This window comes from Alteromonas sp. KUL42 (assembly GCF_006538325.1).
Lineage (GTDB): Bacteria > Pseudomonadota > Gammaproteobacteria > Enterobacterales > Alteromonadaceae > Alteromonas.
This window is the reverse complement of the sequence record NZ_BJKK01000010.1, coordinates 20424-42553: the sequence shown is the minus strand read 5'-3', so window position 1 is coordinate 42553 and position 22130 is coordinate 20424. Positions and strand designations below refer to the sequence as shown.

General features: G+C 42.7%; 15 protein-coding genes and 1 pseudogene. 6 read left to right on the top strand and 10 right to left on the bottom strand.

The annotated features are described in order from the left end of the window. Positions 1–11: 11 nt before the first annotated feature. From EYR97_RS13880 to dld, 5 genes are all read right to left on the bottom strand, one after another. Positions 12–1193: a cytochrome-c peroxidase gene (locus tag EYR97_RS13880; RefSeq protein ID WP_131094266.1), complete on the bottom strand. Its 1182-nt coding sequence runs from the start codon at positions 1191–1193 to the stop codon at positions 12–14. Between the two features lie 71 nt (positions 1194–1264). Further along, positions 1265–1498, bottom strand: coding sequence for a hypothetical protein (locus EYR97_RS13875; protein ID WP_131094265.1), 234 nt, complete (start codon positions 1496–1498; stop codon positions 1265–1267). Positions 1499–1507: 9 nt separating this feature from the next. Next, positions 1508–4255, bottom strand: a complete 2748-nt coding sequence (locus tag EYR97_RS13870) for a TonB-dependent receptor plug domain-containing protein (protein WP_131094264.1) — start codon at positions 4253–4255, stop codon at positions 1508–1510. A 3-nt stretch (positions 4256–4258) separates the two neighbouring features. Next, positions 4259–7060 (bottom strand): cadherin-like domain-containing protein, encoded by a 2802-nt coding sequence (locus tag EYR97_RS13865; protein ID WP_131094263.1) that lies wholly within the window; start codon positions 7058–7060, stop codon positions 4259–4261. 205 nt (positions 7061–7265) lie between these two features. Further along, complete coding sequence (dld, locus tag EYR97_RS13860) at positions 7266–8999, bottom strand: D-lactate dehydrogenase (RefSeq protein WP_131094262.1); 1734 nt, start codon at positions 8997–8999, stop codon at positions 7266–7268. A 294-nt stretch (positions 9000–9293) separates the two neighbouring features. Here dld and EYR97_RS13855 point away from each other — a divergent pair, with 294 nt between their 5' ends. Then, positions 9294–10139, top strand: coding sequence for a thioredoxin family protein (locus EYR97_RS13855; protein WP_131094261.1), 846 nt, complete (start codon positions 9294–9296; stop codon positions 10137–10139). Between the two features lie 19 nt (positions 10140–10158). Here EYR97_RS13855 and EYR97_RS13850 read toward each other — a convergent pair whose 3' ends face one another. Continuing rightward, complete coding sequence (locus tag EYR97_RS13850) at positions 10159–11631, bottom strand: DEAD/DEAH box helicase (protein WP_131094260.1); 1473 nt, start codon at positions 11629–11631, stop codon at positions 10159–10161. A 616-nt stretch (positions 11632–12247) separates the two neighbouring features. On the opposite strand from EYR97_RS13850, the gene EYR97_RS13845 reads away from it, so the two are divergent. Beyond that, complete coding sequence (locus tag EYR97_RS13845) at positions 12248–13573, top strand: mechanosensitive ion channel family protein (RefSeq protein WP_131094259.1); 1326 nt, start codon at positions 12248–12250, stop codon at positions 13571–13573. A 32-nt stretch (positions 13574–13605) separates the two neighbouring features. Here the strand turns inward: EYR97_RS13845 and EYR97_RS13840 are convergent, their stop codons facing one another. Then, on the bottom strand, positions 13606–14034 hold the full coding sequence (locus EYR97_RS13840) for a hypothetical protein (RefSeq protein ID WP_242635020.1): 429 nt from the start codon (positions 14032–14034) through the stop codon (positions 13606–13608). A gap of 167 nt (positions 14035–14201) precedes the next feature. Next, positions 14202–14801, bottom strand: a complete 600-nt coding sequence (gene fabR / locus EYR97_RS13835; protein WP_131094257.1) for an HTH-type transcriptional repressor FabR — start codon at positions 14799–14801, stop codon at positions 14202–14204. Positions 14802–15000: 199 nt separating this feature from the next. Here fabR and EYR97_RS13830 point away from each other — a divergent pair, with 199 nt between their 5' ends. The 3 genes from EYR97_RS13830 to sthA all read left to right on the top strand — a co-directional run bounded on the left by EYR97_RS13830 (position 15001) and on the right by sthA (position 18789). Then, a complete protein-coding gene (locus EYR97_RS13830) occupies positions 15001–15945 on the top strand; it encodes an alpha/beta fold hydrolase (RefSeq protein ID WP_131094256.1) in 945 nt (314 codons plus the stop codon). A 148-nt stretch (positions 15946–16093) separates the two neighbouring features. Further along, positions 16094–17221, top strand: a complete 1128-nt coding sequence (locus EYR97_RS13825) for a fatty acid desaturase (protein ID WP_131094255.1) — start codon at positions 16094–16096, stop codon at positions 17219–17221. A 146-nt stretch (positions 17222–17367) separates the two neighbouring features. Beyond that, positions 17368–18789, top strand: a complete 1422-nt coding sequence (gene sthA, locus EYR97_RS13820; protein ID WP_131094254.1) for a Si-specific NAD(P)(+) transhydrogenase — start codon at positions 17368–17370, stop codon at positions 18787–18789. Between the two features lie 62 nt (positions 18790–18851). Here sthA and EYR97_RS13815 read toward each other — a convergent pair whose 3' ends face one another. Further along, a complete protein-coding gene (locus tag EYR97_RS13815) occupies positions 18852–19157 on the bottom strand; it encodes a pyridine nucleotide transhydrogenase (RefSeq protein WP_131094253.1) in 306 nt (101 codons plus the stop codon). Positions 19158–19281: 124 nt separating this feature from the next. Here EYR97_RS13815 and EYR97_RS13810 point away from each other — a divergent pair, with 124 nt between their 5' ends. Beyond that, complete coding sequence (locus EYR97_RS13810; protein ID WP_131094252.1) at positions 19282–19854, top strand: uracil-DNA glycosylase family protein; 573 nt, start codon at positions 19282–19284, stop codon at positions 19852–19854. Here the strand turns inward: EYR97_RS13810 and EYR97_RS13805 are convergent. Continuing rightward, a pseudogene (locus EYR97_RS13805) lies at positions 19851–22068 on the bottom strand (EAL domain-containing protein). The gene EYR97_RS13810 and the pseudogene EYR97_RS13805 sit on opposite strands and share 4 nt — an antisense overlap. Positions 22069–22130 lie beyond the last annotated feature (62 nt).

Sequence of the window (22130 nt, the reverse complement as noted above, 5' to 3'; positions counted from 1 at the left end):
CATTTTTGCGTCTACTCCGGCTTTGGCACCCGTGCAGGCGGTGCAGTTATAGCCTCTAAGAAAGCCACTAGCGCGTTAATTTCTGCGTCACTTAAATCGAGTTTTTGTAATAGTGATGATGTAATGGGTGATAATGGGTCGTCTTCATCTGGTTGAGTGGGATTGCCCCCATTGTTGTAGATATTCAAAATACCTTCCATACTTGAGAACAAGCCGTTGTGCATCCATGGCTTTGTATTCATGACCCCGCGTAGACTAGGCGTTTTGAACTTGCCAACGTCTTTTGGATCACCTGTAACATTGTAACGACCTAGGTCTTCATACTCACGCTTATACCAAGTCAAACCCAAGTTATGAAAGTTGTCGTCGGTAAATCGAGGGCCGTGATGACAATTAACACATCGGGCTTTTCGTCGGAACAGATCAAGCCCCCACAACGCGTCGTCACTTAGTTTTCTACTATAGCGCTGCTGCTTAGCAGTATCATTTTCACTTAAAGACATCAAAAAGTAATCAAAATCACTTTTTCTTGATTTTATTGTGCGCTGAAAACTAGCCAACGCTTTTGCAATATTCGTCGCTGAAAGGCTGTTTTCGCCATAAGCGTTTTCAAACAATGTGACATAGGAAGCGTCGCCCGCCAACCGTTCGACGAGATCCTCAAGATTAAAGGCCATTTCAACGGGATCTTGAATTGGCATTAACGCCTGTTGCTCAAGCGATGCAGCCCTTCCATCCCAAAAAAATGCTTTGAGAAAGCCTACATTTTCTATAGTAGGAGCATTGCGCAAACCCGTCTGTCTGTCATGCCCAAACGACACGCGTTTCCCGTCGCCCCACCCTAAGTCAGGGTCATGGCAACTTGCGCACGCAATTTGCCCAGACGCCGATAACTTACCATCGTTGAACAGTGTATATCCCAGCTTGTAGACAGCATCTGAGTATGGACTTTCTGCTGGATGTTGAATAGGCGGCAGTAATCCGAGTTCTACAAAATCGACAGACTCATCGACGTGCGCTTTAGGCCACAATGTTCTGGGTTTTGAATAAGCTTTGCGAAGTGCTTGAAAGTCGACACCTTGGTAGGCTTCAACTTCCGCTTCGCTGATTGTTAAGCTTAGTGCATCCGCTTCACTCACCAATAGAGTAAGCGCAATAGTACAACATAGATTAACGACTACGCACCGTAACATGTATATCCAAACTCTCGCTCTTTACAAAGTTTACACGTTATCGCTCTCGATAAACGCACTTACAATACTCACTACTCGATAGTAAGCGTTTCTTGTGTAGAGTCAGATTTTACTAGACGTTTTGCCTCTTCCATTGCGTTTTCGCTTCTTATTTCAACACAGCCTGACTCTCGCGCTTCGCTCATCGCAGTCAGTTGTGCGTTAAATATTTGTGCTTGTTTAAGAAAATCTTTAGCACCAATATCAGCGTCGGCGTTGTAACACAGTTGAGCAACAACAAGTGTGCCGGCAACAAGTAAAGTCATAGTTATCTCCTAATAATCGTAATTAATACCAAACCAGACTTGTCGTCCAAGCTCTAGTCCGGTGGTAAAGGGAGCGACCTGATGAGTTCGCGAATTAAATAGATTAAGTACTTCTGCGCTAAGTATAATTTCGTGATTTTTGGCTAGGTTCCAGTGGTACCGGAGATTTGCATTCACAAGCCAAAATTGCGGCCGCTTGGCAAGTCGATAGACCTGATACTCTCGCTGGGTAGAAGTACAGCCCGAACATACTTGTGTAGCGTCAGAAAAGGTTTTCCTATCTGAGGTAGGATAAATGGCTTCTTGCGACCCCATGTAACGAGCGTGAGCAGAAAACTCCCAGTTGCGCCAATCCATTCCCCAGCTTACATTGGCAATTATTGGGCGATTGGTATCTTGTTGCTCTAACGATAAGTCGTGACGGGTAATTAAGTTGAGTTTAGTCACTAATACACCGCTTTCGTTATATGTGTCTGTGCGAAGGTAAATTAGCTCACTGTCGTCATATGTATAATTTAGCGACTGATTGCCTACACTGCCTTTAACCGTATCACCATCAAAATTACGTCTACTTGTGGTATTGCTGGCGTGAGAAATATTCAATTCCACATGATGCTGTGCAAAGTTAGCCATCCACGTTATTGAATAACGCTGATATTCACTTTCACCATTATTTTGTGCAAAGAGGATTGGTTCCCCTTGCTCTCCATACCCTTTTTCACGATTAATACTGTCTTTATTGGTACGGTCGACATAACGCAGCTCCAACAACCCACCTAATAGGGGTTGACGGTACCCCAACGTAATTTCATCACCATAGGGAGTAGCTAAGTCGTTGTAAACGTATCTTGGGCCTGATGGCACAACTGCCGACTGCCACTGACCAGGCACATTTTGAAATGTATTTCTGACCTGCGAGATAAACGGCGTTATCGCACTATTTAGCTTATAGTTGAGTACACTGCCCTGATAGTAGCGATTTGCACCAAGGATAACTTGGTACTTTTCCCACAGTGTATATTGTGCGCGAATTCGAGGGGCGAGATCATGATTGGCAAAAAAATCATTGTAGTCGTATCTAACGCCCGCGGTAATATCAAATGTAGGCCATTCAAGTGTATGTTCGTAATAAGCTGACGCACTGACCACTGAGGCTTCGCTGCGCGACTTGGGAGATATCTGTCGCGTTTGAAAATACTGACCTGAGGTAAGTATATTCTCTTGGTAAAGTAAAAAATCGTCAGGGTCTAACAAATTAAGTGGACGCCCCAATTCAGCTTCAATAGCTGAAATAGGACGGTGGAACGTCGTATTTACACAATCTAGAATATAACTACCGCAGTTCACATTGGCATTGAGTACACTGCCGTTGTACAAAATAGCATCTTCTAGCCTGTCAAAAACTACGTTTTGATGAGTTATCGCATATCCCGTTGATACGTAGTTATCAACGTCTAACCAAGAAAATCGTGTTGAAGTAAAATCCTGTCGAAAGCGTATATCATTTTGGACTTTTTCAATGTCACCGTATCCACCTTCGGGGCTTGATATGCTGTCATTGTAATCTCCCCATGCCTTACCCGGTACATTCTTCCACGAAAACCACAAATTAGGCGCAGTTTTACTATTTTCACTTTGATTCCAAGATAGCTGAGTGTCAACACTCCCCCAATCTCTTCTGGCATCCCATGCTAGTAATGCGGATGTTCCACCACCGTCAATGGTATAATCACTATTTAATGTAAGTTCGTCAAAGTAGTCGCCTGAATATGGGGCGTACAACAGCCTAAGTTGAATATCATCTTTATCGGTCAAGGCGTAGTCAAACTTCACCATGGCATTGGTATTCGTTTGTACTTTCTCACGCAGTGAACCTAATTGGTCGTAACTTTCTTTCGATTCTAACTGCTGGAATTGCGCTACCATTCCCAATTTGTCAGTAATAGGTAAAGACAAATACGTACTGAAATCAAGCTTTGAAAACGTGGCTTCATCTAGGGTGGATGTACCATCGAAGTCATTGCTGTAGAAACGGTGGTAACGAATTAAATTGTCACCCGTTCCCCTCAAGCTCATACCAAAATGTGGGTGCTTTTCCGCATTTCGCGTATTAGCTAGAACCAAACCACCAGAAAAGTCACCGTAGCGCGCAGGAATATTGCTATCGTAAACCGTTACATCTTCGAGTAATTTTACGTTGATAAACGACTGTTGACTGTGGCCCGATACATCCTGCACAAGGTTTCTGTCAATTTGCGCATTACCTGTGCTCAACTTAGAATTATTAACCACGCCATCTACTTGGTAGGCAGTTTGATAACCTTGTGTACCTGCAATCGATACCTCTGCTGGACGAATATTTGATACCTGTGTGGCGGAATAGGCCGACTCACTAAACTGCACGCCAGGCAATACCGCGAGGACATCATTTAAGTTTCCGTTACCAAATGAGTATTGGCGTAATAGATCTTGGTCTAAGACATACGCCCCCTCAGCGGTGACAGACAATGGAACTGGACGAGCCCCCGTTACCGTAATGCGTTCGACGTTGTAGCAGTTCTCAGAATCAATCTCACAATGAACCGACGGTTTTGACGCACTATTAGCGTTGTCGTTGGTCTTTGACGCTAATGCCCCCACTACAGCCTTCTCTTGGGCTGATGTAGCTTGTTCAATATCTGTAAGTTCATCGCTATAACAAGGAGATACAGATATGGCCAGCATTACACTGGCCATTACTTGAATAGAGATCTTCATAAACTATTGTTTACTTGGGTCCAATGGGAAAGCATCTTCACTATCAGGCGTGCCGTCGTTGTCGCTATCGTCATCAAGCACTAAACCAGACGCGAGAATACTTTCTTCGCTCGCAGAAGGCGCAAAGAAGTTAGGCATTCCGTCAAAGTCCGTATCAACTGTAGCAATGCTCACTGCCGTAAAATCATCTTTTACAGACAAAGTAGACGCCACTTCAGTTTGAATTCCGTTTATCTCTACTGGACCTAAAGACGAATCATTGGCCAGTGACAACGCCTGTTCAAATTCACCAATAGAGCTTAGGTGACTTGCATAAATAGGAATAAACTCAGCTTTTTGCAGCACATTGGCATCAACTAGCTCTGCTAATCGCGTATCAACAACACCTTTCCATACGGCTTTAGCCGTTTCAAATGCCGATGCATAACCTTCACTGCCTGCTGCATTACGCAAAATAGCTAGGAACTCAGCATAATCACCTTCTCTGCGGATGTAAGAATAAAACTCATCGGTTAATTCCCCAACCTCTTCTGGGATGATATTCGCTTCTATAGCATTAAGCGCAACAATAGCTTCGTTGTAGTACTGCTGTGCTGCCGTGAAGTTGCCACCTTTTGCCAGTTGCCAGCCAACAAACGACTTTAAAGGTGCAAGTTGGGCATGATCACCTTCAATTTTAGCAAAGTTAGTGTTGATATTAGCCAATAAGCCATCTGAAAAATCAGGCGTGCTGACAAGGTTTGCATACTGAAGCATATAAGCATTTGCTCTAATCGCATCGCCAACGGTAATATCTTCATCAGTATCGTCACCATCAGCAAAGCGACTTTGAGCAATAGAAGTACATTGTTGAACAGCAGTATCAATAAGTGTGGTTGCTTCATCAAGGCCGCTTAAACGTGCTACAAGTACCGCTTCGTTGATGAGCATCTCACAACCTGTACTCCCAATGTTTAATGTGTAGCCTTTTTCCTGCTCAAAGTAAGCGTCAGAGACCAATACATCCAGCCCTTCTTGCAGATAAGCAATAGCGGCTTCGTACTCGCCTTGTTTACGCAGCACATAAGCGGCACCTGGATTAGAAGTATTGAATGCGACCAGGGTAGTAAAGTAATTGCGTAAATCAGTTTCATCTTTTGCCTCTTTAATAAGCTGTAAGGCCGCAGCTTTATCTTCCATATTTCGCACTTGTGCAAGTAATAACGCGTCCGCAGCATCTGATGCAATGCGAGCATGCCTAGAACTACTTTCAGGTAGACCTGACAGTAGAGTGTCGATCCCCGCTTCTGGATACAAATTCACAAAGGACTCTGTTGCACCTGCTATGCCATAGTCGTATTCAACACGGGTAACTTCCCAATATTCGTCAACTTCACGGGGATAGTTCTCGTCGTAATTCACAACGCCGTGCAGTGCTAGTAAGTCTGCCATCGCACCTTTAGCATCATCAAGTTGATTCAGCTCAATGTAGGCTTCAATAACGTCAAATAATGCTACTTGTCTTATCTTGTAAACAAACTCACCTTCATTACCATAACGGTCATTAGTAACTTCTTGAGCAGGTATAGTTTTAGCGTAGCGCTGAAGACGCTTCGTTTGAACAAGTGCTAGGTCAAATAAGGTGTTGTTATTTGTGGATTGCCATTGTGCAATGGTGTCATCAACAATGTCTCTATAGCCAAAAAATGTACGCAGAATAGAAGTAGAATAACCATCTTCGGCTAAAGAAGAGAAAAGTAAGTCAAGAATATTATAGGCCTGATTGGCACTGGCAAAATCCCCCGCTAAACGGTAGCTGTCTGAAAGATCATTGAAAAAGTCAACATCTGTTGAATCAAAAGCGCTCAAACCTTTAGAAGCAACAAATTGGGTATACAGGGCATTTGCTTCATTACGCAATATTTGTGCTTCTTCAACATTACCACCTTGTTGATAGCTATTTGCGACGTTTACCATGGCAAAAGCGCGTTGCGCGTCAGAAACAATATTCGCGCTATTAAGGCGGCTCTCTACTTCAGATGTAAGGCCTGCTTTGGCGTAGCCTTGAATGATATTTGCATTAATAATGCTTTGGCTTTCATCATCTGTTAATTGGGCATTGATAGCTTCAGCGCGTTTCAAATGAGACTTATCACTCGCGTAGTAATAGTATGCTCTGTCCAGGTTGCTCGTTGTTGCACTACTTAGCGTTATTTCAGCATTCGCTTCACCGCCATTCCCATCAGAAATAGTTACCTCGAAGCTGTCACTTACTAATGTAAGGTCGTTAGGAGTATAAGTTACCTCACCGGTCGTAGCACTAACATTAAGTGTTCCGTTAACCGCTGTTCGGGTTACCTCGTAACTTATCGTGTCACCATCGATATCTGATGCAGAAATTTGGCCTTGTTTCGTTTCACCACCCGAAACAATAACGGTAGTTGAGGAAAACTCGGGGTCGTCATTAACAGGCGCAATAGTCACTTCAACGTTTGCAGTTGCTGTTGACTTACCATCAGACACGGCAATAACAAAGTTATCCGAACCATTAAAATTCGCATTGGGTTGGTAGGTAGCAACACCAGTTTGAGCATCGATTTGCACGGTCCCATTTGCCGCACTATTCGAAAGGCTAAACGTCAAACTGTCATTGTTTTGATCGCTCGCAGCAACCGTTAGCTCGCCACTGGTGTCTTCGTCAACAGACAGGGAATATGCACTTTGAGAAAAAGTAGGCGAGCTGTTTGATTCGCTACCACCACTGCCGCCACCACAACCGCCAAGAATGACAGCGCCACAAAGTAAAGAGTACTTGAAGTGTTTCATTAGAGTAAGTCCTTGAAAAATTCCGAAGGATCTTAATCTAAATAAAAACCATTATCAATAACACTATTGTTTATATTGGGTATTCAAGAAATTAGAGTAGTGACACTGTCCATAAAGTCTCGGCATATAAAAACAAAAAAGCCACCATAGTATTAGTTATGGTGGCTTAGTGCGTTGCTCTTTGCGGTATCAATGATTGATGGGCTTAGTGTCGCCCCCCACAACAATCACCAGAGTGCTCTGCCCAATGCTTTAGCTTGGTAGTTTTACCAATGCCTGGGTTAAAGCTATTAGTTGGGTCTAGCTCGCGATAAAAGTTTTTAAGTGCATCTTTGGCAAAATACTCATGACCTACATTGTGTTCGGCAGGATACTCTGCACTACGCTCATCGAAAGTTTTCAGTATTTGACCTTTTAGCGCTTTGGCATCAGCCCCTTTCTTAAGTACGTAATTTTGATGCATCACGTGGCAAAAAAGATGTCCGTAGTACAATTTGGTGTCTATTTGATCATCTATCTCTTTAGGTAGTATTTCGAACCAGTCTGGATCGTTGCGTCGTAACGCTACATCAATGGTCATCATAGCGCCTACCGATTTACTATTCATAATGTGATAGCGACCAATAGCACCACCTGCCACAAAACGATGTAATATTGCTTTGTCCGCTTCATCTTCGGTACATTCAAAATAACCACCGTCATTGGTTTTGAAGAACTCATCAAGATACGCTTTGGCTTCATCAACCCCTTCATTGCTCATCTCTAAGATCCAATGATGTTGATACTTATCTCGGAAGGCTTCCATCCTTTTGGGTAAGTGATTTGGAAACAGGTAACTGAAATATTGCATGACTCTGTCTGACATTTTATTCGGTAAGAAACCCAGTTTGTCAGTAAACGCATCAAACTTGCGCTTGAATGCAAAGAGTTTTGGGATGAATTTAGCACCCAATTTGCTAATGACAATAAACATGTCCTTGCCGTACTTTTTAGATACGTCGTAGCAGTCTCGGTGCAAATACTCGCCAGAATCCGGTAGATGTTTAAAGGTAGATAAAATATCTCGTCTTACCTTTGTGAATACTTCTGCGTCATTCGACCCCACATAAAACACTTGTTTTCTTTCAGGAATGGGGAAGGTGTCTAACCTCACGGCAAAGACAGCAAGCTTTCCAGCACAGCCTGATGCATCGTGGAGTCTGCGGCCATCGTTGTTAAAACGAGAAGGCGTATCTGAATCTACGTCACGTACACGTTCGTCATATTCATTGTCAGAGGCGCGCGCATCAGGATGCTTAACATCACTTTCTGTGTAGCGCTTATTTTCTAAATTGCTAAGTATATCTTCAGGGGTATCACCCAACTCAATACCCAAGTTATTTACCAGGGTTAATTCACCATTAGCGTTAATTTGTGCAAATAGCGCAAGCTCTGTATACGCAGGGCCGCGTTTCACCAATGCGCCACCTGAGTTGTTGCAGATACCGCCAACGATAGACGCCCCAATACACGATGAACCAATAACCGAATGAGGTTCACGACCATAAGGTGCTAACGTTTCTTCAAGACCAAATAAAGTACTACCTGCGAGTCCTACTATTTGCTTACCGTTATCTACAAGTTGAATTTCATCAATGCGCATTGTGCTGATAATAACGATAGGACGGTCGTAGTCTTTCCCGTCAGGGGTTGAGCCACCCGTAAGCCCTGTATTAGCCGCTTGCATAATTACCGCTACATCAGCTTTTACGCACAATTGAAGTAGCCGCCATATTTCTACCAATGTACCAGGGCGAACCACGGCAAGTGCTTCACCTGCACCAAATCTAAATCCTTTGGTGTAAGGCTGCTTTTTCGCTTGGTCAGTTAACAAATAGGCTTGCCCTACTACATCGCGCATAGATGCAATCAAAGACTGAGTGTCAACGTTTACGGTCATGGTTCTCTCTGAGTTGATGGGTTCTAAGACATGGTTGGTGACGAACTATACACTAAACCCCAATTGAACACAGGGTGCAATACGACTTTCTGTCAAACATTTCACTATATGTAATGACAATAGATAGGAAGACTTCACTACAACTCTACAGGGTAAAACTTTGCAATAATGTTTTGCGATGAACATATAAACGTGAGGAATTTGAGAAGTATATCAGTACAGTTAAAAAGCGCTTTTGTGATACATTACTCAAGAGCACGCTCTAGTAATTAACCGGTATTTTTGGCAAAAGACATGAACGCAAAACAGAACAACACACATTCTTTCATCAATTCTTTAAGAGACAGTTTACGTTTTAAAGCACTATTTACGCTCTTTTTATCCTTGTCTGCTTTATGTTTAACCGGTTGTGAAAGTACGCTAAATAGCTTGCCTTATCGTTATGTTCCTTCCCCTTCACCTTATCAAGATGTTGTAGATGCCCAAGCTCGTGCCCTTGCCGACAACAAACTCCTACTGGTTGTGTTAGGCGCCCAGTGGTGCCATGACAGCACAGGTCTTGCAGAGCGATTTTCTACACCCGATATGCGTCTTATTCTAGAGGCGCACTACGAAACAGTATTTGTTGATGTGGGTACACTTGAAGACAGAAGAGATATCACAACGCGATTTAATTACCCTATTTATTATGCAACCCCAACGGTAATGGTGGTAGACCCGAAAACCAATGCCCTACTTAACCGCACAAGCATGGCCAAATGGGGAAGCGCCAACAGTATTGCACTTAATGAATATATTGCCTACTTCTCTTCATTTCCTGCCTATACAGCACAGCAAAAACAAGCACTTGCTGGCTGGTCAGCAAATTCACAAGAAGCTGCTTACAATGCGCAGCATGCAGAGCGCCTTCAACTCGCTTACAACCAACTCGGGCCACTATTAGCAAGCGACATAAATGGCACAACACCAGAAGGCTTCTACGACCTTTGGAAAGAAGTGAAACAATTTAGAGGTGCGCTTCAACAAAGTATGGAGAAGCGCGCAGTATTAAGCGTGGGTGAAGATGGCCAAGGGAAGAATGAAGCGCAGACAACTCCAGCACTGCGCCACTACCACCCTTTTTCGTGGGAAACTGACTAAAACGTTCTGATCTTACCATTTAACTTGCGTTAGAAGTACGCGTGTTATTAGAACGTGAATTAGAGCCTGAACGCGCTGGCTGATTGTTGTTTGAATTAGTGTTCTTCCTATTATTTCTGCGAGTGCGCTGCGGTTTTGAACTATTTCTCTCACCTGCGTTTTCACTTTTACTGTTGTTTCTAGCAGAATTTTTTGTAGCGCTACTAGGCGTTCTTTTCTTCGGACGTCTCTTTGTATTATCCGATTGCTTTGACTTGGTGTTGTCGCTACTACGTTCGGTGGCGCTGCCCTCAGTTACTTTCGGCTTTTTGGGCTTTTTCGGTTTTTTCGGCTTAGACAAAGTGGTTACGGGCACAACTTGTTGTGGTTCAAAACCGTCAATCGTCTCTCTTGGCAATAATTTTTGAATCAGTGTTTCAATATCTTTTAGGTTTTGCAGCTCTTCTGCACAGACAAACGACCACGCTTGTCCTGTCGCCCCTGCACGACCTGTTCTACCAATACGGTGTACATAATCTGCCGCGGTATTAGGTAAATCTAAATTAACCACCACAGGTAGTTCACTAATATCGATACCTCTAGCAGCAATATCCGTAGCCACCAATACATTAATGTCGCCCTGTTTGAAGTCAGCTAACGCTTTGGTTCTGGCTCCTTGGCTTTTATTACCGTGAATTGCTGCACTAGGAATTTTGGAGCGGGTTAGCTTCTCAGCAATTCGGTTGGCACCGTGTTTAGTACGGCTAAATACCAACACTTGCTTCCAACCGTGCTGTTTAATCAAAGTGATAAGCGCGTTGGTCTTTTTCGACTTATCAATTTCAACGAGATGCTGCTCAACTGCATCAACGGTCGAGTTCGCCGGTGTGGTAGAAATACTGACAGGATCGCGAGTAATTGTCTTAGCAAGCTCAGTGATCTCTGGTGAGAAAGTAGCCGAAAACAATAGGCTTTGTTTCTTCTCGGGTAAAAGCTTAAGTACTTTTTTAATGTCGTGAATAAACCCCATGTCCAACATACGGTCTGCTTCATCCAGCACCAATACTTCCAATTGCGAAAACTTCACAGCGTTTTGCTGATATAAATCCAGTAATCTTCCAGGGGTTGCAATAAGAACATCCACCCCTTTTCGCAATGTCATCATTTGTGGGTTAATACCCACGCCGCCAAACACAACCGCCGTTTTAAGTGGTAAAAACTCACTAAAGTGGCGAATACTCTCTTCTACCTGTGCGGCAAGCTCTCGCGTTGGTGTTAAAATCAACGCTCTTACATTATTGGCAGTAACCTTATTACCTGCCATTAGTCTTTGTAATATCGGAAGCCCAAAGCCTGCGGTTTTGCCCGTCCCCGTCTGCGCAGCGGCTAGCACATCACGGCCTTGTAATACCTCTGGAATGGCCTTTTCTTGAATTGGAGATGGAGATGTGAACCCTCTCTTTTCAATTGCTTTGAGTAACGGTTCGGCTAGCCCTAACTGGGTAAATGACATTAACTAACTCCTGAAAACAGTAATTTTGCATGAATGAATACGTACCAATAGCTAGACTGAGAGCGCTCAATAGCTAGTAGCATAAGTGCTATATTGCTAACCGCGTGGGGTTATAGATTACAGTGGAAACCTAAAGAGATACGCCAATGCCTGATATGGCTATGTGGTCTTTGGAATAGGGATAAAACGTATACTTTCACTCTTACAAATCGCGGCGCGGAGTCTACCATCAAGCACACACACACGCCAGCACAAAATTTAACCAAACCGCATATTTCACCGTTGCCCCTGCTGCGCATTTTTTCTATCTACACGACAAAAACATCTTTTTCGAAGAAGTAAAACCATTCCTTTCGAATCAGCCTTCCGGTTGACAAGGAAAACAAAAAGTCTCTTTTAAATCAAAGGTATATATTTAAACAGTTAGATATTTCATGCAAATTTTGTGCTTTCGCATGGCAATAAGTATCCAAGAATAAAGAATCTGTTAACTCAATATCCAAAAGTCACTGCAAGGCGAATACCAAAAAAAACTTTACGATATCTGATATAAAAGATACAAAGCGCGCAACGAATCACCTATTTTTTAATAGGCTTAACAAGTGAAGAAGAAAACATGAATGTTGAAAATTTAACGATACACCTTGAGGAAAAGCTGGCGCTCATTAAAGCATCGGTTATGTCTGACAGTTTTCTTATCCAACTATTGACGATTGCAGTAATTTATTGCGTCGCCTTTGTATTTGCTCGACAAGTCAAAAAGCCATTTAAGTTCACGCGAGAAGTACCTACACAAGGTGCGCATACCTTGCATAGCTTCATGTACAACTTGGGTGAAGCACTGTTTCCTCTTATCACCATAAGCATGTTAAAGCTGACAACAGTACTAGGCGCACAATTTCAATTTGATGCCTGGCTACTTGAGATAGCTGTAGTTGTGGCACTTATGCTATTTGTGAATTCACTTGTACATGGCTTTATTGAAAATAAGACCTTTGCCTCGTTTGTGCAGTGGGTTGGCTTGCCTATTTTGTTTTTACATTTAGTCGGCGTTCTCCCCCTGATAACCTCGGCATTGTCTACCATTGTTGTATCTATAGGGAACATTGAAGTTTCAGCCTATGGTGTTACTCGCGTATTGTTGTTTGGAGCGCTTTTATTTTGGTTGGGTAGAAGCTCAAACGCCATTGGTCAGGACATCATAAGAAACCACAAGTCTCTTGATGTCTCGACAAAAGAGGTTTTTTCCAAACTGTTTGAAGTTGCCCTCTTCTGTGTCGTGTTCTTGTTATTGCTTAACGTAATGGGCATCAACTTAACTGCCCTTGCGGTATTTGGTGGTGCTGTGGGTGTAGGCTTAGGTTTAGGGCTACAGTCCATCGCCTCTAATTTTATTTCAGGGATTATTATTCTGCTTGATAAGTCGTTGACTGTGGGCGATTACGTCGAGCTTGAAGATGGTCAAAAAGGCATAGTGAGAGAATTTAAGATGCGCTACGCTGTGCTTGAAACTTACGATGGTAAAGACGTTCTAGTACCTAACGAAAAGTTTATTAATGCTGTGCTAATAAACTGGACCCACAAGAACCAGAAACAGCGTTATCGCATCGACTTTTCAGTGGCGTATAAAACAGATATTCGCGCCATGGTAGAAATAGTAAAAGAAGCTGTTGCCGCTCACCCTCAAGTGATTAGCGGTGATGACATTCCTTTTGAAGAGCTACCTGACTGCGAAATTGATAGTTTTGGGGATTCTGGCGTTAACATGTTTGTTGAATTCTGGATGGAAGGTGTTGATGACGGAAAAAACCGTGTAGGAGGCGACTTGCTTCTTATCGTTTTTGAAACTCTGCGTGAGCACGATATTGAAATACCGTTCCCACAACGAGAGGTTCGAGTTATCAACGAACAAAGCATTGGTATTCGCAACACAACACCATAGTTACCTTATATAAATATGTGCATCGCGCTTGGTTAAAACCGAGCGCGAAGTATCTCCCATTGCCACTGATGATCATGTAGCCCTAGCGCTTCGATAAACCTTGCATAATCAACTTCTCCCATCGCGCTAGCTACAGTTTTAAGCTGAGATTTAGCTTTGATGGCCTTTACTTGCAACAATTCCAACCGCTTGTCAGCACGCTCATCAAAATTATCTGCAATAATGAGGTTAGCCTTGTCGGATGCTTCCCAAGCCGTAATAACGAGTCTTAGCAACTTAGCATATACTTCTACCATGGATTTTCGCTTGAAAACACCTTCAAACACAGAGCTATGTAGACTTTTTTGAAAACTCGCCTCAGTTTCTTGTTGAGTCAAACTGGAAAGCTCGTTTAAGCAAGAGAGAATGGTATGAAGAAGACGAAGGTGAGACGCACGGCCAAGCTCAGTAGAACTCAGCATGTTGATATCCTCACTCAACATTTCTAGGTTAACCAGCGCTCGCTGTAATGTCGCCATCGTTAGAAGGTAGCCATTGTTAAGTTGCCCGTCAGCAATTACTTACACTAAACCTTCAGTGTAACGAATTCACTTCGCCTTGGCGATATTTAGCGACCATTGAAAAATGACTATTTAGCTTGAGGTACTGTTGCGCCGATTTGAACAAACTTTAACTGAGCTTTGACCCGTTCACCAATTTCAGCGCGCAATTTTTCGTCTGCTTCAAGCGCCTCTGCACCAGCACTAAAAACAAGTCGCACCATGGCATCGGCCTGTAACTGTGCACAGGAATACTCAACGCCTTGCTGTTCAATGATGTAGTCGGTGAGTTCATCAATAAAATGCTGAATTTCTCTGAAAACGGCTAAACGATACGCAGATGAGGTTCCCGTATGTTCACGCAATAACAAACGAAAAACGTTCTTGTTCGCCGCAATGAATTCCATAAAGGTTTCTACAGAGGTGTGAATAACACCGCCACCTGATGCAATTCTGCGTCTGGCTTGTCGCATTAATTGTCTTAAGGCTAAGCCAGCTTCATCAACAAGTGTTAGGCCCAATTCGTCCATATCTTTAAAATGACGATAAAACGACGTGGGAGCAATACCCGCTTCTCTTGCCACTTCCCTTAAGCTAATCGCAGACAAGCTTCTGTTTTCATCTAACAGCGAAAATGCAGCATGAATGATATTTTGGCGGGTTTTTAATTTCTGTTCTTGTCGACTCACAATAGTACCACTTTTAAGGGGCCATAAGGCCTAATGTTCTAGTCTATCGCAAGAAAGAGGTGGTCGAGAAGCTTAAATTTACTAAAGCCAACATAAGCTTTCGAGAAAAGTTGCATTTACGGAATGTCGTTCTAGCGACAGTACTTATTGGCGTCTATCTTGTACACTTGCCCAACAGCGTAGTGAAAGATGCACTCTGATGAATAAAACACAACTTAGCGAGTTAGGCAGCACTCTTAAACAATGGTATCGAGCCGGTCAATATTACGACTATCAAGGCCTTAGTATCTATTATCAAGATAGTGACAGCAATGAGATTAATCACACGGGTGACGCACTCGACGCGTCATCTACACGCCCTGTTTTATTACTTATTCACGGGTTTCCAACTGCAAGTTGGGACTGGGTAAAGATATGGCCTCAACTCAGCGAACATTACAGGGTCGTTACGCTTGATATGATTGGCTTTGGATTTTCTGACAAGCCCGTTAATTTCAAATATAGCATTGCAGAGCAAGCCAATGTGTTTGAAGCACTCCTTCGCCACTTAAATATTAAGGATTTTCATATTGTCGCGCATGACTATGGTGACACCGTTGCTCAAGAATTATTGCATCGACATGCACTCAAAGAACACCCTTCAGGCGAATTAGAAATTAAGAGTGTTAGCCTTTTAAACGGCGGCTTATTTCCAGAGTCACATCGCCCTAAGCTGATTCAATCACTGCTTAACTCTCCACTTGGGAGTGTGATAGCGAAAGTCATCAGCAAACGAAGTGTGGATAAAAATATGCGCTCTATTTTTGGTCAATGTAGCCAACCCAGCGAACAAGAACTCGAAGAAATGTGGCAATTGATCAGTTTCAACAATGGTAAGCGCATCTTTCATAAACTCATTGGTTACATGACAGAGCGAAAACGCTTTAGAGACAGATGGGTAAGTTCGCTAACACATGCAAAGTGCCCTATTCAACTTATCAATGGCACTGCCGACCCCATTTCTGGTGAACATATGGTCAAGCGATTCGAAACGCTAGTCTCTATCAACAATATCCATAGGCTCGAAAATATTGGGCACTATCCTCAGATGGAAGCTCCAGAGCCGGTTAGCAGTGCCATCATCTCTTTTATAAACAAGAATTAAGTAAAAACTAGACACAAATCAATACGAAATTTGGCAAATTTACTATAATTAAACTTTACACATGTAAGCGGAACATTTGTTGGTTTTGCTTGCCTGTAACCTTGTAAAACGATAAATTAGCGAACAGTTGTAAGCCAAGTTGTATAAAATGAAAAAACCTCCTCTTATCCTAACGAACGTGCTGGTATTTATTATCTCTGGCGCGATTGCATTTATAGGTGTGCCACTGTGGGTGATGCACCAAGGTATAGACTGGGCGGAAATTGGAGCCGCAGTCTTCTTATTCTATTTCACGGGTATGTCAATTACCGCAGGATACCATCGCCTATGGTCTCATAAGACCTATGACGCGAATGTGGTTGTGCGAGTAGTATTGGCCATTGGTGGCGCAATGGCGCTACAAAACAGTATATTGCACTGGTCGTCTGATCACCGAATTCACCACCGTCATGTAGATGACAATGACAAAGACCCTTACTCTGCCAAAAAAGGCCTGTGGTTTGCGCACATAGGTTGGATGTTAAGAGAGTACCAAGCCAAGCGTTACGATGACTACAGCAACTGTAAAGACCTCCAAAAAGATAAGGTCGTAATGTGGCAACACAATCATTACCTGCCTATCGTACTAATCGCTAACTTTGGTATCACTGGGCTATTGGGGTATTTAAATGGCGACGTATTAGGCATGATATTAATAGCCGGTGTATTGCGATTGGTTTTGGTTCATCACGTAACGTTTTTTATTAATTCACTTGCCCATTTCTGGGGTAGCCAACCATACACCGATAAGAACACAGCAAGAGACAATAGTATTTTAGCGTTCTTCACGTTTGGCGAAGGGTATCATAACTACCATCATATCTTTGAGTATGACTACCGAAATGGGATCCGTTGGTATCAATTCGACCCAACCAAATGGCTGATCAAGGGCCTCAATTATGTAGGCTTAACTTCAAATCTTCGCAAAGTACCTGAAGAACGCATAGAAAAAGCATTGGCCGCAATGCAGTTACAACGTGTCAGTGAAAATGCATCGCTTTTACCTAATGCCGAAGAAATGATGCATACCATTCAACAAGAATACGATTTGTTAATGCAGCGAATGGCGGAATACTATTCCACCAAAAAGCGGGTAATGCGTATAAAGCAAAAAACCTTAAAACGCAGCTTAGAAGGTTTAGAACTTGCCTATAAATACAAAGAGCTAAAACACGCCTTTGCGGTTCAGAAAGAAAAATGGCTACAGTTGCAAACATTGTCGTTGCAAATGGCCTAAATAGCTTTCTATTAACAAGTACACCATAGAAACCACATAAACCGCTGTTTATGTGGTTTTTTTATTACCTAAGACTAGAGTTGGAATTACAGAATCAGTAATGTAGTACTATCATTGAGAAAAATAGCAACGTTGGGAAAGGCAGAATGGCAACAAAACAAAAAGTAAGTACTCCGTCTTATCATTATGATGCAATTGTAATTGGCACAGGGCCTGGCGGCGAAGGTGTTGCAATGCAGCTTGCCAAAGCTGGGAAGAGAGTTGCTGTAGTAGAGCGCTATGAAGCCGTAGGAGGTGGTTGTACACATTGGGGCACTATCCCTTCTAAAGCATTACGCCACTCTGTTAGTCGTTTAATTGAATACAATACGTCACCACTATTTGCTGATAATCACTTAAGTAAAAGCTTAACGTTCTCAGATATTATGCGTCATGCAAGTGGTGTGGTGAAAAGTCAAACCCGTCTGCGCTCGTCTTTTTATGACCGAAATCGGGTCACTCTATTTCATGGCGAAGCAAGCTTTGTTGATGCACATACCCTAGAAATAACACGCAAGGACGGTTCAAAAGATACCGTTACCGCAGGTCAAATTGCTATAGCGACAGGCTCTCGCCCTTATTGCCCGAAAGATATCGATTTTAACCACCCGCGCATTTACAACTCAGATACTATTCTTTCACTTAACCATGACCCAAAATCGATTATTATTTATGGAGCTGGGGTTATCGGGTCAGAATATGCCAGTATTTTTAGAGGTCTGGGTGTTAAGGTTGATCTTGTCAACATGCGTGATCGCTTACTTTCTTTCCTCGATACTGAAATATCAGACGCGCTAAGCTATCACTTGTGGAATAACGGTGTGCTTATTAGACACAACGAAACCTATTCATCTGTGGAAGCAACAGAAGATTCAGTTATCCTCAATTTAGAGTCGGGTAAACGCATGCGTGCCGACTGTTTATTATTCGCTAATGGACGCACGGGTAATACCGATACACTTAAACTTGAAAATGTTGGTATTAAAGCCGACAGTCGCGGACAACTTAAAGTAAATGAAAACTACCAAACCGAAGTTGACAATATCTATGCTGTGGGTGATGTCATAGGCTATCCAAGTTTAGCTTCCGCGGCATACAACCAAGGCCGTTTCGCTGCAGAAGCGATGCTTGACGGAAAAACCCACGCAGCTCTGGTTGCTGATATTCCATCGGGTATATACACCATCCCTGAAATCAGCTCTGTTGGTAAAACAGAACAAGAATTAACCGCAGCAAAAGTGCCATATGAAGTAGGAAGAGCACAGTTCAAACATTTAGCTCGGGCACAAATAGCATCAACGCAAACCGGTAGTTTGAAAATACTCTTTCACAGAAAAACGAAGGAAATATTGGGGATCCATTGTTTCGGTGAACGTGCTTCTGAGATTGTTCATATCGGGCAAGCCATCATGCAGCAAAAAGGCGAAGGTAATACTATCGATTATTTCGTCAATACAACGTTTAATTATCCAACTATGGCCGAAGCCTATCGCGTTGCCGCTATTAACGGTTTAAATAGAATATTCTAGCGCAAACAAAAAAGCCGGCGCTAAAACGCCGGCTTTGAAGATATGTTTTACATCAATATTGACTAATTGAAGTTCGCAGCCAGTGCATTCAATGCATCTTTATGTGCCACGATATCAATGTGCATATTCTCTTGATCGAATGTCATTGTTGCAATAGCGTAGTCACCCTGACTCTCGCTAGCAATGTCGATGAGTTTAGTTTGAGCATCACGGAAACGAATGTTGTTACCGATTTGGTCGGCCATACATTGGTTATTCATTTCGAATGTTTTCGCATCCATGCAATCGAAAAGCTGGTTGCTGCCAGATTCCGCATGCGCAATACCGAATGCAACTGATAATGCTAAACCTAGTACTACTTTACGCATGTTTCTTCTCCTGTGTTACAGTACATTACTGTTAAATGTAAATATACTGTATATACATTTAAGAGTCAATCCAGATCACAGTAATGTGACAGAAGTATGACAATGCGAAATATTTGGAAAAAAATTGTCTGAGCTCGATAACTTACTAGGTAAAATAAGGGGTTGCACGCTATGTAATGGGGTATTACCTCACTCCCCTCGCCCTATTTGTTCTCTAGATAATAAGTCTAAGATCCTTATTGTCGGCCAAGCTCCGGGTAAAAAAGCCCATGATAGTGGTATTCCATTTGACGACAACAGTGGCACTCGTCTTCGTCATTGGTTAGGCGTATCTTCCGACACGTTTTATGATGAAACTAAAATAGGAATTCTTCCTATGGGTTTGTGCTTCCCAGGTTATGTGAATGGTGCTGACGCGCCACCGAGAAAAGAATGTGCGCCGAAATGGCATCCATTATTGCTACAACAAATAAAGCCTGAATTCACGATTTACATCGGTCGCTATGCACAGCAGCACTATCTTCCTGAATACAAAACACTTACTGAAGCGGTAAAACACAGTACGTCAACGCATTGTGTTTTACCTCACCCTTCAGGTAGGAATAACCGCTGGTTAGCAAAACACCCGTGGTTTGAACAGGACGCTTTACCTGAACTTCGCACGCGCGTTGCTTCAATATTAAATCTTAAGGTTTAGTCCTGCTTTTTCAAGAAATCGAGTAGTGCATCAAATGGCATAGGCTTCGCGTATAAATAACCCTGTGCTTCATCACACCCTAGTTTGATCATATAACTGGCTTGCTCGCGCTTTTCCACGCCTTCGGCTATGGTCAACAAACCGAGTTTATTACCCAAAGTTACGATAGTTTCGGCTAGTACAGCGCTTGCCCCAGGTTTAATATCTTTAACAAATGATCTGTCGACCTTTAAACGATCTAATGGCAATTGTTGCAAATAGCTCATTGACGAGAAGCCGGTTCCAAAATCGTCGATTGCAATCTTAACGCCGAACTCTTTTAACGCCCGTAATGCATCGATGACAATTTGCGGTTCGTCCATTACCACACTTTCGGTAATTTCCAGTTCCAACAAACTGGGCTCGCAGTTCGCTTCAGACAAGGCATGTTTCACCTTATCTACAAACAAACGGTCTCTAAATTGCGGAATAGAGATATTTACCGCAACCCGTAAGTCTCCGTAGTCAAGTTCGCGTAGTTGCTGCAAACGCCGACAAGACTCTTCTAATACCCATTCACCTATATCAACAATGAGGCCGGAATATTCAGCTAATGGCACAAATACCGCAGGTGAAATATAGCCGCCTTCACCATCAGGCCAGCGTAACAACCCTTCCATACCTACAACTTTTTCACTAAGTAAATCAACTTGCGGTTGGAACCAAAGTTCTAGTTTTCGAGCACCAAAATCGTTACGTAAGCGGCGGATCATGTCTAACCGCCACGTAGTCTGGTCTTCAATATCTTTGGCGTAATACTCAAAGTTATCGCTAATATTCTTCTTCGCACGGTTAAGCGCTATGTTGGTGCGTTTGAGTATTTCGATACCAATATTGCGTTTGTTATCAAGCTTACATAGCCCAACGGTAACATTGACTGGTAAGGTGTGATCGCCTACCTGGTAAGAGCTTTGAAAAATTGCATTAATGTTTTCGGGAGAAACCTGCGATTCTGGACCAATTAAACCAAATACATCGGCTCCTATACGCCCTTTTTTCACGCTGTCATCAAACGAGGCTTGGAAACGATCGCTTATGGCACGCAGTAATTCGTTTCCAACTTCTTGACCGAGCCCATCGTTAATGTCAGAAAAGTGATTAACGTCTATTAAGGCAACACAGCAATTTTCACAAGAGAATATATGAGGTTTATCAAGCATATTGATAAATTCATTGCGGTTTGGAAGACGAGTTAGCCAGTCTCTAAAAGCCGCATTTCTCAATTCATGGAACAAGTTTACATTTTCATAGCCTACCGAAATACTCGAAAGGAACACTTCCAACAAATGTTTATCTAAATCGCTAATCTCGTGAGTTTGGCGAACATAAACTGCCGCTTCAAAACCCGCCCGACTGATAAATAAAACCGAAAACCCATATTCAAATATGTGTTTTTTAAAAGCGAAGACATCGAGAAATATTGTCTGATATCTCTTCATTGTGAATATCTTCTACGGGCTTATTTATGAACCTTGCATACTCCCCCGCCGCGCCAAGAACATAGACATCTTCGTCTTCTCGGTCGATTAGTGAACCCGCTCGGGCACACAACAACCCTTCTGAATCTAACCCAATAAGCGAACTAATTTGTGTCACTACACCTTCGCAAAACGCTTTTACAGAGTGCTCTTCAAATAAATTGGCAGAGGAAGTAATGATTTTCTCAAGCCCAGCTCGGCTTTGACTGATAGTGACAATTTGTTGGTATGAACGAAGAGAAGATATTATGGTTGTTAGAAGCTTTGCACGGGTGAGCTCGGTTTTCGTTTTGTAATCATTAATGTCGTAAACTTTAATGACTTGCTCTTCGGGGGCATAGCCTGGTTGACCTGTACGAAGAATAATACGAGGCTCAAGAAGGTGCATATCTTCTCGAATGTATTTAACCACCTCGAAACCAGCGTCATCAGTTTCCATTACTACATCGAGTAATATGATGGCTATCGTATTGCCATACTCGTGCAATACCTCTTTTGCCTGTTTAGCCGAATAAGCGTGAACGAAGTTCAACTTGCGATCGTTAACAATAAGATCAGCCAACGCTAGGCGTGTAACTGTGTGAATTTCTTCATCATCATCAACAATGAGAATATTCCAGTCTTTACCTAAATGTACTTGTTCTTCTGTTGAACCATCGTCGTCTAAGAAGATTAATTCATCGTTATCGTAATCCATTGCCGACTTTACCACTCATTTCCTCAACCTATACAATACAAGGATGCGCTACTCCTTGTGTA